Origin of the sequence: Williamsia sp. Leaf354 (assembly GCF_001424365.1) — a bacterium.
Lineage (GTDB): Bacteria > Actinomycetota > Actinomycetes > Mycobacteriales > Mycobacteriaceae > Williamsia_A.
Genome location: NZ_LMPL01000003.1, coordinates 415,131 through 427,567, shown reverse-complemented (window position 1 = coordinate 427,567; position 12,437 = coordinate 415,131). Strand labels below are relative to the sequence as shown.

Here is a 12,437-nt window from a genome sequence, read left to right as displayed (position 1 = left end):
GACCAGATCGCGTCGGCCTAAACTGGGCTCATGACTGCTGCGACCGTCGACCTCGTCGACTACGACGACGTGATCCGTGATTTCGATCCCGTCCTGGGCCTCGAGGTCCACGTCGAACTCGGCACCGAGACCAAGATGTTCTGCGGATGCCCCACGGCGTTCGGGGCCGAGCCGAACACCCAGGTCTGCCCGGTCTGCATCGGTCTGCCCGGTGCTCTCCCGGTCGCCAACGCCGCCGCGATCGAGTCCGCGATCCGTATCGGCCTCGCGTTGAACTGCTCGATCCGTGAGTCGAGCCAGTTCGCGCGCAAGAACTACTTCTATCCCGATCAGCCGAAGAACTACCAGATCTCGCAGTTCGACGAGCCCATCGCGTACGACGGATACCTCGACGTGGTGCTCGGCGACGGCACCACCTGGCGGGTCGAGATCGAACGTGCCCACATGGAGGAGGACACCGGCAAGTCGCTGCACATCGGCGGCGCCGGCCGGATCCACGGTGCGAGTCATTCACTGCTCGACTACAACCGGGCAGGCGTGCCGCTGGTGGAGATCGTGACCCGACCCGTCACCGGTGCCGGCGAGCGCGCCCCCGAGGTCGCGCGCGCCTACGTGGGCGCATTGCGCGACCTGCTCAAGGCCCTCGGGGTCTCCGACGTGCGGATGGACCAGGGATCACTGCGCTGTGACGCGAACGTGTCGCTGATGGCCAAGGACGCCACCGAGTTCGGGACGCGCACCGAGACCAAGAACGTGAACTCGCTCAAGAGCGTCGAGGTCGCCGTCCGGTACGAGATGCGCCGACAGGCCGCGATCCTCAACGCCGGCGGCGAGATCATCCAGGAGACAAGGCATTTCCAGGAGGTCGACGGCACCACGTCAGGTGGTCGGCGCAAGGAGACCGCCGACGACTACCGGTACTTCCCCGAGCCCGATCTCGCGCCGGTGGCGCCCGACCGTGCCTGGGTCGAGCACCTCGCGACCACGCTGCCCGAGTTGCCGTGGCTGCGTCGCGCGCGCATCCAGTCCGACTGGGGGGTGTCCGACGAGGTGATGCGAGACCTCGTCAACGTCGGTGCCATCGATCTCATCATCGCCACCGTCGACGCGGGTGCACCGGCGGAGACCGCGCGCAGCTGGTGGGTCAGTTTCCTCGCACAGCAGGCGAACTCGCGCGGGGTGGAGTTGGCCGATCTCGCGATCACCCCGGCACAGGTCGCGACCATCATCGGCCTCGTCGAGGCCGGCACGCTCACCACCAAGCTCGGCCAGCAGGTGGCTCTCGCCGTGCTCGACGGCGAGGGCGAGCCCGAGCAGATCGTCGCCGACCGGGGCCTCGAGGTCGTCCGTGACGACACCGCCCTGCAGACCGCCGTCGACGCGGCCCTCGCCGCCAACCCGGACATCGCCGACAAGATCCGATCTGGGAAGGTCCAGGCGGCCGGCAAGATCGTCGGCGACGTCATGAAAGCGACACGGGGACAAGCTGACCCGGCCCGGGTGAAGGAACTGGTCATCGCCGCCTGCTCCTAGGCGGTGTCGGTCACGGTCGTCGGCGAACGCAGGGCGAGGACCACCATCGCCGACGCTGCGACCGCGATCAGGCCGGCTGGTGCCAACCAGGCCTCGCCGATCCTGGAGAGGATGCCGCTCCCGGCCCACGAGCCGCCGGCGATCCCGACCTGGAACGCCAGCACGTACACCGCCGACGCCGCGAGGGGGTCGACCCGGGGGTCGGCATGCGACGCTCGCAACACCGCGCTCTGCAGTGCCGGTGCAGCGCAGGCGAACGCGGCGCCCCACAGGAGCACCGCCAGGATGAACAGTGCCGCGCCGCCGGTCGTGATCATCACCATGGCAACGGCCATCCCGCCGAGGATCGCGCAGAGCACGGCGCGCAAGCGGTGGTCGAGGAATCGCCCCACGAGCGACACCGTCACCAGACCTGCCGCGCCGTAACCGATCTGCAGGGCCGACAGCGAGGTCGATCGGATACCGACGTCGTCGGCGAGCAGCGACAGATAGGTGTAGGGGATGTAGCACGCCGCCACCACCGCCACCGTCGCCGTACTGAGGCCGAACACCTGCGCCGGAATGGTCGGGAGTCGACGCGCGCGGGGGCCACGGGAACCGGAGGACCCGACGTGGGGCCCGGTCTCGGCCGCCGGGAGGGTCGCACGAGCCGCGACCGCGAGGACCACGGCCATCACACCCACCGCCATCGCCGTCGGTCGCCACCCGACCAGACCGGTCGTCGCGGTCACCAGCGGTGCCCCCACGACGAGTCCGAGTGCCCCGCCCACGAACACGCGCGCCGTCGCCCGACCCGGTGCGCCCGGGCTCATCGACGCTGCCACCGTGGGCACCACCGACCACAGCAATCCGTGCGGGACGGCCGCGACCGCCCGGGCGGCGTAGGCCCACCACAGGTTGTCGGAGAGCGCGAAGGCGACCTGCGACACCGCCAGTACGAGCAGCGACGCGACGATGAGACGGCGTCGGTCCAGACGACGCGTGAGCGCCACCACCGGGATGATCGCGACGCCGGCGGCGATGGCGTAGACGGCGAGCAAGGTGCCTGCGGCGGCCTGCGAACACCGCAGTCCGGGGGCGAGTTCGGGCACGATGCCCACGGGGAACATCTCCGCGGTCATGTAGACGAACAACGCGCCGGTCAGCGTGATCGACGCGCGGTTCCATCCCGCGTCACCGGGCCCGTCGCGACGCTCGGCGCTCACAGGCCGTGCGTGTCGAGGAAGTAGCCGATGTCGTCGATCCAGGCCGAGGCCTCCGACGGCGTGAAGATGTGGCCGGCGTCGGGATACTCGAGAACCCTGGCGCCGGGGATCGTCCGCGCCAGCGCGCGGGTGGTCGTCGGGAGCACGATGCGATCCTGCCCTGCCACGACCACCGTCGTCGGGACGGCCACCGCTTCGGCAGCTGTGGTGACGTCGACAGTGGAGGCGAGAAGGGCCTGATCGGGGCCGCCGTCGGGAAGCGCCGAGACGGTGTCGGCGACCGCGCGTTCGGTGGCGACGAGGTCGAGGGTGCTCAGGACGTCCGGCGACGACAGCGCGACGAGCAGCCGGGCGAGCTTCGTCGGATCCGTCGCCGCGAGATGTCGCCACACATCGACCACGAGGCGGATCTGCGCGTCGGCGCGGGCGAAGCCCACGGTGAGGAACAGCCCGGACACGCGGTCGGGGTGGCGGTGCGCCGCGGTGATGGCCACCGCACACCCCAACGACAGCCCGAGTATCGGGAAGCGGTCGTGCCCGTCGGCGACGGCGGCGGCCACCAGTCCGTCGGCGAGCTCCTCGAGCTCGAGCGGACGCGACTGCCGCGGTGTCGCCCCCGAGCCCGGATAGTTCACCCCGATCAGTCGACGCCTCGGGGACAACGTGTCGATGACCTGACCGAAGTTGAGGTCCACCGCGCCGCCGGCGCCGTGGGCGAGCACGAGTGGACCGCCGTCACCGGCGACGATCACGTCGGGACGGCCGAGTTCTGCTGCGCGTGTCATGGTGACCGACGCTAAACTCTGACACCGGTGTGAAGGTCAAGCGTTAACCGCGCATCGACGCGGAGAATGTGGCCCGACCCACATCGCGGACGGAGGTCGGTACATGAGAATCGGTGAGGTGGAACGACTCACGGGCGTCTCCGCGCGATCGCTGCGGCACTACGACGCGCTCGGTCTGCTGGCGACGAGCCGCCGCGGCAACGGTTATCGCGAGTTCCCCGAGGGGACGGTGCACCAGGTCGTCCGGATCAAGAGGCTCATCGCGGCCGGGTTCACCCTCGAGACGATTCGCGACGTGCTGCCCTGCGTGAACGGTGACCGGGTCGAGATGTGCCCGGAGGTGGCGGCGCTGATCCGCGACGAACTGTCCGACATCGACGACGCCATGGCCGATCTCGCGCGCCGTCGGGATCTCGTCACCTCGATGCTGGTCCGGCAGCGACTCTCGCGCTGAGACCGCTCCCGGCGAGATCTCTCGGGGTCAGACGTTGCTCTCGGAGCTGGTCGGCGGCAGGAATCGTACGACGCGGTCGTCGGTGGCCACCGGACGTCCGCCCTGCTTGTTGATCGTTCCCACCTGGAACAGTCCCGACGGCAGCGCCGTCATCCGCCCCAATGCGCCGTAGCGCTTCTCGAACACGACGACCGGCGGGGACACGGTCGGCTTCTCGCGCGTCGGCTCGCCGAGCAGTTCGACCCGCTGGGTGCGCGCGGTCGACACGAGCACGCTCGATCCGGCTGCGGCACAACCGGATATCTGCGGTCGGCCGGGCCACGTCCACAGCGGGCGCAGGGTGCCCGTGGTGTCGATGATCTGCAGGCGGTCCTCGGTCGGCGCGCGATCGGTCAGGTACAGCTGACCGCTGCTCGCGTTCGCGCAGATGGTCGCGTTCGCCCCCAGCCCGGACGCCAGGACCCGCGGCGCGGCGGTGCTGCCCGAGGTCAGGGCGGTGACCGAGAGGAGCTTGCCCGCCAGCGAACCGGGGTCGCCTGCCGACGCCGGGTTCCCCGCGTCGCCGGTCGCGACCAGCAGCTCGGTGGGCGAACGGAAGTGCAGCGAACCGACGTTGCCCGTCGCGCCCTTGGGGATGCCCGTGAGGATCGGTTTCGGTGTGTCACCGGGGGCGATCCGGACCACCCGGTTGTCCGAGGCGGTCGAGATGTAGGCGTAGATCAGGCGGTCCTGGTCGTAGGTGGGGGACGGCGCGAAATCCATCAGACCGCCGTCACCGTCGGCGTCGACCGGGATCGACGCGATGACCTTCTTGGGTCCGTTGCGACGGGTGGCGATGATCTGCCCGGTGGCGCGTTCGGCGACGACCGTCGACTCGCCCTGGGCGTCACCGCCGGGCATCACCGCGCTCGTGGCGCCCAGACAGGTCGCGATGACAGCTGGATCGGGATCGACACACGGACCCGTCGGTGCCGGCCCTTCCTGCGGGGATTCACTCGGTGGCGTCGGTGTCGGGACGGCCGGCGTCACGGTCTCCGAGGAGAAGTCACCTGCTGCTCGCGCACGGTCCTGATCGCTGAAGTCCGCACAGCCACCCAGCAGCGTGGCGGCGATCAGCAGCACCGTCGCCACGACGGCGATACGTGTGCGGCGCGATCGGTCGGACATGCGCCCCAGGGTAGGTGATCGGCGCGACGCGGCGGCGTCACGTCACCGGCGCGGGCGGCTCGACCACCTAGGGTGAGCCAGGTGAGTGAACGAGATCGTGAGCAGCGTCCGCAGGGTTCGAGCCCGTACGACGAGCCGACCGAGACCTTCCGCATGCCGCAGACCCCACCCGGGTCCGACGAGAGCTCGACAGGTGTCCACGGATACCAGCCGTACCGGCGTGACGGTGGCGACGCGGACGGTCACGACGACGCCACGGCAGCCATCCCGGCCGCCGGCGGGCTGTCCGACGCCGCGCCGGAGACCGCACCCAAGACCGCACCCAAGACCACGGCCATCCCGGTCGACCGCGACGCTTTCCATCGCGAGCACAATCGTCGCGCCGCCTATGCCGACGACGACGCGGTCCCCACCTACCGTGCGGACCGGGTCGCCGACCACGACCTCGACGCGGACGCACGCGACACAGACCACATCGACGCCGACGATTCGCAGACCCGGGCGCTCGACACCACCGGTCGCGACGACCTCGACGACCCGGTGTCGGATCGTCGCGCCCGCCGCTTCTCCCGGTCGGGCCGCAGGTCGGATCCCGAGCGGCTCGATCGTGACGCCCTCGACGACGAACTCGTCGCCGCGCAGGCCGCACGCCGCCGGGGTACGACCGATCTGGGATTGCTCGCGCTGCGCGTGGCGGTCGGTCTCATCGCCATGGCGCACGGCGCACAGAAACTGTTCGGCTGGTGGAACGGACCGCGCCTGAGCGGGTTCGAGGACTTCCTCCTCAACGCACCGAACACCAACATCGGGTTCTCGGCCGACGCCGCCAAACCGCTCGCCATCGTCGGCGCGCTGTCGGAGTCACTCGGCGGACTGATGCTCGTACTCGGACTCCTGACCCCCATCGCCGGGTCGGCCGTACTCGGCGTGATGATCATCGCCGCCACCTACAAGGCGACGCTGGCCGGCGGGGTCTGGTTCTTCGCCTCCGGATCGGCGGGACCCGGCATCGAGTACGAACTGTTCCTCGGCATCGCCGCGGCGTCGATCATCCTCGCCGGACCCGGTCGCATCTCCCTGGACTTCGGACGCGGGTGGGCGACGCGGCCGTTCGTGGGGTCGGTCGCGTGGTTGGTGGTCGGCATCGCGGCACCGGTTGCGATCTGGATCCTGTTCAACGGCACCAATCCTTTCCAGTCCCCGGGGAATCCGCCTCTTCGATAGCCCTCCGGGAACGAGTCCGCCCGCGCTCACATCTTGGTCGCCGTGACCACCTTGGCGACCTGCGCGCAGTCGGTGGACGTCGTGGCCGCCACCGATCCCGCGACGTTCTGTGAGCACGCGGCCTTCAGCGCGGCACCGAGGGTCCTGTACGTGGCGTTCGCCGTGAGCAGCGTCTGCGTCGTCCAGTACAACTGGGCCGTCTTCGTGACGCCGATCCCGGTGATCGTCTGGCCGTTGAACGTGGCGCCGTCGGCGATGAGGTACGCGGCCTTGTTGCCCACCGAGCTGTTGTAGTGGACGAACGCGCTCTGGTTGGTGCCCGAATACCAGTTCGTGCCCTTGTAGATCTCCGCCTGCGCGGGCGACGACGAACCGGGACTCCTCATGTTCCGGATCGCTCCGAGGGAACTGCCCTCACCGATCAGCCATCGGTTCGCGGCGGTGTCGTCGGCACTCCCGTTGGTGAGATCGGTCAGCTCGCCGAACACATCGGACATCGACTCGTTGATCGCGCCGGACTCGTTGCGGTACTGCAACCCGTTGACGTTCTGGGTGACGCCGTGCGACAACTCGTGCGCGGTGATGTCGTCGGTGGTGACGCCCTCGCCGTAGGCCATGTGGTCTTCGTCCCAGTAGGCGTTGGTGAAGGGGCACCCCTCCTCCGTGGAACACAGCCGCACGGTGGCGCGCAACGCCTTTCCGCGTCCGTCGCCGGTGTCGGCACCGATGAGATCGGTGAGATCGGCGAGTCCGGTGGTGCGCGAGTAGAACGTCTGGGTGTCGGAGAGGAAGCCGTACACCGAGTTCACGTCGGCCACGGACGACGCGGCCTGTCCCTCGATGCGCGTGGGCGTGAACGGAGACGTGCCGCCACAGTGGGAGTCGCCGGTGCTGGTGGCGGTCGAGATCGCCCGGCGGTTGGCGTCGCAGACCACGCGGTTGAGCGCCTCGGCGGTCAGCGAGATGCTGTCGAGGAACGCGCCGTCCTGTCCGATGAAGGCCAACCACGACTGTTTGGCACCCGCCTTCACCTTCACCCGGTAGGCGGGGACGGCGACGCTGGTGCCGTCTTTGCCGGCCAACGTCGGGTCGTACCAGTTCGCCCGCGCTGCCGAGGCTTTGAGCCTCTCGGGCTTCTTCCCGTAGGTGCTCGCGATCCCGGCGATCGCAGCCGGGACGACCGATGTGGGAACGGCGGTGGTGACGTAGGAACCCGACTTGGCCTGCGCGGTCTCTCCGGTGGCGGCCAGCAGACTTCCCGCGGAGTCCAGCGACTGTGACACGGTCGCGCCGTACACGGGGACGCCGTCGATCACCTGACGCAGACGTACGGTGCTCGCGCTGCCCGTGCGGTAGACCGACTCCACCTTGAGAGTGCCGACATCATCGGCCCGGAAGGTCTTCTGGACACCCTGGGCGTGCTTGTCGGCGGCAGCGTTCGGGTCGGCGGTCGGGGTCGCCAGCCGGAGCGGGGTGTCCGGCGACGCCTGCGCGACCTTGCCGTCGGTCCCGGTGACGACCTCCTTCGGAACCGAGGACAGGTCGTCGCCGGGCGACGACGGCGTGGACGGCGGAGCGGCGAGTGCAGGAGCGGTTCCCACAACGCAGGTGGCGGTGATCGCCACCGCGATCGCGCCGATCCGCAGTCGGGACAGGCCGGATCGCACCGGTGCGTCGGTCGTCCGGTCGGGTGTCGAGCGTGTGCCCACGGCAGAATCCTTCACTGAGACATCGGGAGTCGTCCATACGCCGCGGTTGCGACAAACGGGACGATAACAACTATGTACGCAAAGTAATTAGCGGAGGTCCAGATGTACACATCCCGGTAACGAGCCGGTTCGGACAGGTGAACCATTCACCGACGCGCCCCGGCTCGACGGCGGCGTCGGCCGCGACCCCGTTTCGGGAACGGTCCGGTCCGTTCCCGAGCCCGAGGCAGCCGTCGACTGGCTAGGTTGGAGCCATGGGCGCCGTCGGGGACATCATCGGCCACTACTGGTGGTTGGTGTTCGTCGTGGGCGGGCCCGTGGCCGGTGGTGTGAAGGCCGTCGCCGCGGCCAACGAACGGCGCGCCCAACGACGACTCGAGCGCTACCGCATCAAACAGCAGGCCAAGATCGCGGCGGCACAGGCAAAGGGCGTGGCGCGTGTCGACCGTGAGCAGGACCTGCGGGCGATCACCAGATTGTTGTCCGAACACGACGACACCGACGCCCGCTGGTTCGCCTACGAGACCGACGTGGTCAACCTGCTCGAGTTCCCGATGATCACCGACATGCGCGAGCCGCTCACCGGCGCGTTCCACCGCGCCAAGCGCACCGCCGACTCGCTGCGTCCCGACGCCGCCGAGGACCTCGTCGGTCTGGCCGATGCGCAGGAGGCCTACCGGGTGGCCGTGCACGACTACGCGGTCGCGTTCGACACCGCGGAATCGGAGGCGCGGCGGAGGCGTCGCGGAGACTTCTCCGAACCCGAGCAGCGACGACTCGTGCGCGCACAGGGATTGCTACGGATGGCCATGGACACCGCGTCGACCCCGGCCGAGCGGCAGGCGGCCTACCGCCGCGCGCGTGAGGAGCTCGACGGGTTGGTGTCGTTGCCGACGGTCACCTACGCCCAGCTCGAACGTGTCGTCTCCGGCGAACTGGAGGCGTGAGGGCGTCGATCACTCGCCGCGGACGTCACTCACCGCGGAAGGCGGCCGGGCGCTTCTCGAACACCGCGGTGATGCCCTCGGTGAGATCCTCCGACGGCAGGAACGCCGCGTTCCAGGCCGCGACGTAGCGCAGACCCTCGGTCACCGTCGCCGCGCGCTCACGATCGAGGACGTCCTTGACGCCCTGCACCACCAGCGGCGGGTTCGCCGCGATCTCTGCGGCCGTCGCACGGGCGGCGGCGAGCGCGGCGTCGGCGTCGTCGAGGACGTCGTTCACCAGACCGATCGACGCCGCGCGGGAGGCATCGATGTCCTTGCCGGTGTAGGCCAGTTCCCGCAGGTGACCCTCACCGATGATCGCGGGCAGCCGCTGCAGCGACCCGATGTCGGCCACGATGCCGATCTTGGCCTCGCGCACGCTGAACTTCGCGTCGGCGCTGGCGTAGCGGATGTCGGCCGCCGCGATCAGGTCGACGCCGCCACCGATGCACCATCCCTGGATGGCGGCGATCACGGGCGTGCGGCTGTCGGCGACCGCGGTCACCGAGGCCTGCATCGACTTGACCAGTGTGTGGAAGCGGCTGCGGGGTCCGGCGAGGGCGCGCTCGGCGAGCAGCGGGGCGAAATCGCCACCCATCTCGGCCAGGTCGAGTCCGAACGAGAAGTGCTTGCCCGATGCGGCGAGGACCACCGCCCGCACGTCCGGGTCGGCGTCGAGTTCGGCGAAGACCTGCGGCAGCTCGGTCCAGAAGGCGCGACCCATCGCGTTGCCCTTGCCCGGTCCCAGCAGGGTCACCTGCGCGACGTGGTCGGAGATGTCGACGGAGAACGCTGTCCATTCGGTCATGGGGAGCACCATAGCGAGAGCGCGTCCGCCGTCGTCATCCCCGGGTGAGCACGACCTTGCCGATGACCGAACCCGACTCGGAGCGGGTGTGCGCATCGCGCAGGGTGTCGGGGTCGATGGGCGAGAGCGTGGTGGTCGCCGTGGTCCGGATCTGCCCGGCGTCGACGAGGTCGGCGATCTCGGTGAGGATCCGGTGCTGACTGTCGTCGGTGGGCCGGTACAGCGGCACCGAGAACATGAGCTCCCAGTGCCAGCTCTGCGACCGCGACTTGAGCGGCAGGGTGTCGAGGCCCTCGGGTTCGTCGATCGCGACGACCGCACCGCCGACGGCCATGATCTCGGCGTAGGTCTCGACGTTGCCCTCGGAGTAGGGGGAGAAGATGTGGTCGACGCCGTCGGGAGCGATCGTCGGTACGGCGGTGGACAGCTCGCGCGGGTGCACCACGTGGTGCGCGCCGAGGTCACGCACCCACCGCTCCGACTCGTCGCGACTCGCGGTGGCGATGACGGTGACGTCGGTGAGGGCCCGGGCGAGCTGGATCATCATCGATCCGACCCCGCCGGCGCCGCCGACCACGAGGAGGATGCCCGAACTCTGTGCCGTCAGTCCCAGTCGGGCGAACAGCGATTCGTGGGCGGTGATCGACGTCAACGGCAGGGCGGCGGCGTCACCGAACGACAGCGAGGTGGGTTTGCGGCCGACGATGTGTTCGTCGACGAGCTGGTACTGCGCGTTGCTGCCGGGTCGGTTGATGACGCCGGCGTAGAAGACCTCGTCGCCGACGGCGAAGCGCGACACCGAGTCACCCACCGCGACAACGGTCCCGGCCGCATCGAACCCCAGCACGCGCGGTGCGTCGTCGGCGTCGAAGGACGAGCGCACCTTGTGGTCGACGGGGTTGACCGACACCGCGGCCACCTCCACGAGGAGGTCGTGCTCGCCGATCGGGTCGAGCGGGATCTCGACCTCGACGAACGATTCGGAGGCGTCGACGGGGCCGGGTGCTCGCGCGGCGACCGCACGGGTGGTCGTGGGGATGCTCATCCGTCCACCGTAGCGCCGCCGCCGGTGAGCGGGTCGAGAGTCGTTGCGCCCGGGGTGATCGCAAGCGTTGTCGCGCCGGGCACCGGTCCGTAGAACGATCGACATGCCTCGTCAACTGCACCTCGGTGGATTCCAGATCGCCTCGCACGTCACCCACTCCCACGCCGCATGGCGCCATCCCGGTTCCGATCCGGGCTTCCTGACCCCGGAGTACTACCACCGGATCGGACGCACGCTCGAGCGGGGCACCTTCGATTTCGTCTTCTTCGCCGATCTGTTGGCCACGCCCACCAACTTCGGCAGCGGTATCGACGTGTCGCTGAGCCGCGGCACGCAGGCCAGCGCGACCCTCGACCCCTCGGTGGTCGCGGCCAGCATCGCCGCGGTGACGTCCCGACTCGGTATCGCGATCACCAAGTCGACCACCTACTTCCACCCGTACGAGGTGGCGCGCATCTTCGCCAGCCTCGACCATCTCTCCCGCGGTCGCGTGGCCTGGAACATCGTGACGTCGCTGTCGACCGCCGAAGCGGTGAACTTCGGTGCCACCGAACATCTCGACCACGACCTGCGCTACGTGCGAGCCCAGGAGTTCCTCGAGACCGCGCTCGCGCTGTGGTCGAGCTGGGACGCCGACGCACTGGTGCAGGACAAGGCCAACGGGTTCTTCGCCGATCCGGACAAGGTCCGCGCGATCCATCACGACGGCGACTTCTTCCGCGTGCAGGGCCCGCTCAACGTCCCCCGGTCGCCCCAGGGTCGACCGGTGCTGATCCAGGCCGGGTCATCGGACAAGGGAAAGGATTTCGCCGCGCGGTGGGCCGAGGCGATCTTCGAGATCGACCCGACCCCCGAGGGGCGGCGCGCCTACTACGACGACGTGAAGTCGCGTGCGGTGAACGTCGGTCGGCGACCGGAGGACGTGAAGATCCTGCCGTCGTTCATCCCGTTCGTCGCCGAGACCGCGTCGATCGCCCGGGAGAAGCAGGCGTTCCACAACGAGTTGGCCGATCCGATCTCGGGCCTGATCACCCTGTCGGTGCACACCAACCACGACTTCTCGACCTACGATCTCGACGCGCCGGTGGAGGACATCGCGGTCAGCGGCACCCAGGGGCTGTTCGATGTGGCGCGGCGCCTGTCCGAGCGTGACAACCTCACCCTGCGTGACATCGGCAAGCTCTACGCCCAGGGCGTGCTGCTCCCGCAGTTCGTCGGCACGGCAAGCGATGTCGCCGATGAGATCGAGGCGGGATTCACCGGGGGAGAGGCCGACGGCTACATCCTCTCGGCGGCTCAGTCGCCCGGCACGTTCGACGACTTCGTCGATCACGTCGTCCCGGAGCTACGCCGCCGCGGTCTGTTCCGGACCGAGTACACCTCCGACACCCTGCGCGGGCACCTCGATCTCGCACCCGTGCCCGCACGCGAGACGAACGTGGGGCTCGTCGGCTCGCGCTAGTCGATCACGCTCCGGCTGCGGGCACCAGAATCAGCCTCCGGCTGTGAACACCGATTCAG

Annotated in this window: 11 protein-coding genes; 5 read left to right on the top strand and 6 right to left on the bottom strand. The window is 69.3% G+C overall.

Annotated elements, in window-relative coordinates; genetic code table 11:
* The first annotated feature begins 30 nt into the window (after positions 1-30).
* Positions 31-1,533, top strand: coding sequence for an Asp-tRNA(Asn)/Glu-tRNA(Gln) amidotransferase subunit GatB (gene gatB, locus ASG12_RS13485; protein WP_055790304.1), 1,503 nt, complete (start codon positions 31-33; stop codon positions 1,531-1,533).
* On the opposite strand, the gene ASG12_RS13480 is transcribed toward gatB, so the two are convergent.
* Positions 1,530-2,738 (bottom strand): MFS transporter, encoded by a 1,209-nt coding sequence (locus ASG12_RS13480; RefSeq protein ID WP_055790301.1) that lies wholly within the window; start codon positions 2,736-2,738, stop codon positions 1,530-1,532. The two genes, gatB and ASG12_RS13480, sit on opposite strands and share 4 nt — an antisense overlap.
* Entirely contained in the window at positions 2,735-3,523 is a 789-nt protein-coding gene (locus tag ASG12_RS13475; protein ID WP_055790298.1) for an alpha/beta fold hydrolase, read from the bottom strand. Before ASG12_RS13475 ends, ASG12_RS13480 begins: the two co-directional genes overlap by 4 nt.
* A 103-nt stretch (positions 3,524-3,626) precedes the next feature.
* Here ASG12_RS13475 and ASG12_RS13470 point away from each other — a divergent pair, with 103 nt between their 5' ends.
* On the top strand, positions 3,627-3,977 hold the full coding sequence (locus ASG12_RS13470; RefSeq protein ID WP_055790295.1) for a MerR family transcriptional regulator: 351 nt from the start codon (positions 3,627-3,629) through the stop codon (positions 3,975-3,977).
* Positions 3,978-4,004: 27 nt separating this feature from the next.
* Here ASG12_RS13470 and ASG12_RS13465 read toward each other — a convergent pair whose 3' ends face one another.
* Entirely contained in the window at positions 4,005-5,144 is a 1,140-nt protein-coding gene (locus tag ASG12_RS13465; RefSeq protein WP_055790292.1) for a PQQ-dependent sugar dehydrogenase, read from the bottom strand.
* Positions 5,145-5,225: 81 nt separating this feature from the next.
* Here ASG12_RS13465 and ASG12_RS13460 point away from each other — a divergent pair, with 81 nt between their 5' ends.
* A complete protein-coding gene (locus ASG12_RS13460; RefSeq protein ID WP_235456799.1) occupies positions 5,226-6,368 on the top strand; it encodes a DoxX family protein in 1,143 nt (380 codons plus the stop codon).
* Between the two features lie 26 nt (positions 6,369-6,394).
* Here ASG12_RS13460 and ASG12_RS13455 read toward each other — a convergent pair whose 3' ends face one another.
* On the bottom strand, positions 6,395-8,077 hold the full coding sequence (locus ASG12_RS13455) for a M4 family metallopeptidase (RefSeq protein ID WP_055790287.1): 1,683 nt from the start codon (positions 8,075-8,077) through the stop codon (positions 6,395-6,397).
* Between the two features lie 254 nt (positions 8,078-8,331).
* Between ASG12_RS13455 and ASG12_RS13450 the strand changes: the two genes are divergently transcribed.
* A complete protein-coding gene (locus tag ASG12_RS13450) occupies positions 8,332-9,024 on the top strand; it encodes a hypothetical protein (protein ID WP_055790283.1) in 693 nt (230 codons plus the stop codon).
* A 25-nt stretch (positions 9,025-9,049) separates the two neighbouring features.
* Here ASG12_RS13450 and ASG12_RS13445 read toward each other — a convergent pair whose 3' ends face one another.
* Together ASG12_RS13445 and ASG12_RS13440 are read right to left on the bottom strand one after the other, a co-directional pair.
* On the bottom strand, positions 9,050-9,871 hold the full coding sequence (locus tag ASG12_RS13445; protein WP_055790946.1) for a crotonase/enoyl-CoA hydratase family protein: 822 nt from the start codon (positions 9,869-9,871) through the stop codon (positions 9,050-9,052).
* Between the two features lie 34 nt (positions 9,872-9,905).
* The gene (locus ASG12_RS13440) at positions 9,906-10,916 is read right to left on the bottom strand and encodes a zinc-binding alcohol dehydrogenase family protein (RefSeq protein ID WP_055790280.1); all 1,011 of its coding nucleotides are present in this window, start codon (positions 10,914-10,916) and stop codon (positions 9,906-9,908) included.
* A 103-nt stretch (positions 10,917-11,019) separates the two neighbouring features.
* Between ASG12_RS13440 and ASG12_RS13435 the strand changes: the two genes are divergently transcribed.
* Entirely contained in the window at positions 11,020-12,378 is a 1,359-nt protein-coding gene (locus ASG12_RS13435; RefSeq protein WP_055790277.1) for an LLM class flavin-dependent oxidoreductase, read from the top strand.
* Positions 12,379-12,437 lie beyond the last annotated feature (59 nt).

Excerpts from the sequence above, each read along its gene's own strand:
- gatB (WP_055790304.1), top strand. The coding sequence starts at position 31 with ATGACTGCTGCGACCGTCGACCTCGTCGACTACGACGACGTGATCCGT.
- ASG12_RS13470 (WP_055790295.1), top strand. The coding sequence starts at position 3,627 with ATGAGAATCGGTGAGGTGGAACGACTCACGGGCGTCTCCGCGCGATCG.
- ASG12_RS13435 (WP_055790277.1), top strand. The coding sequence starts at position 11,020 with ATGCCTCGTCAACTGCACCTCGGTGGATTCCAGATCGCCTCGCACGTC.
- ASG12_RS13465 (WP_055790292.1), bottom strand. The coding sequence starts at position 5,144 with ATGTCCGACCGATCGCGCCGCACACGTATCGCCGTCGTGGCGACGGTG.
- ASG12_RS13445 (WP_055790946.1), bottom strand. The coding sequence starts at position 9,871 with ATGACCGAATGGACAGCGTTCTCCGTCGACATCTCCGACCACGTCGCG.
- ASG12_RS13440 (WP_055790280.1), bottom strand. The coding sequence starts at position 10,916 with ATGAGCATCCCCACGACCACCCGTGCGGTCGCCGCGCGAGCACCCGGC.
- ASG12_RS13475 (WP_055790298.1), bottom strand. The coding sequence starts at position 3,523 with ATGACACGCGCAGCAGAACTCGGCCGTCCCGACGTGATCGTCGCCGGT.
- ASG12_RS13450 (WP_055790283.1), top strand. The coding sequence starts at position 8,332 with ATGGGCGCCGTCGGGGACATCATCGGCCACTACTGGTGGTTGGTGTTC.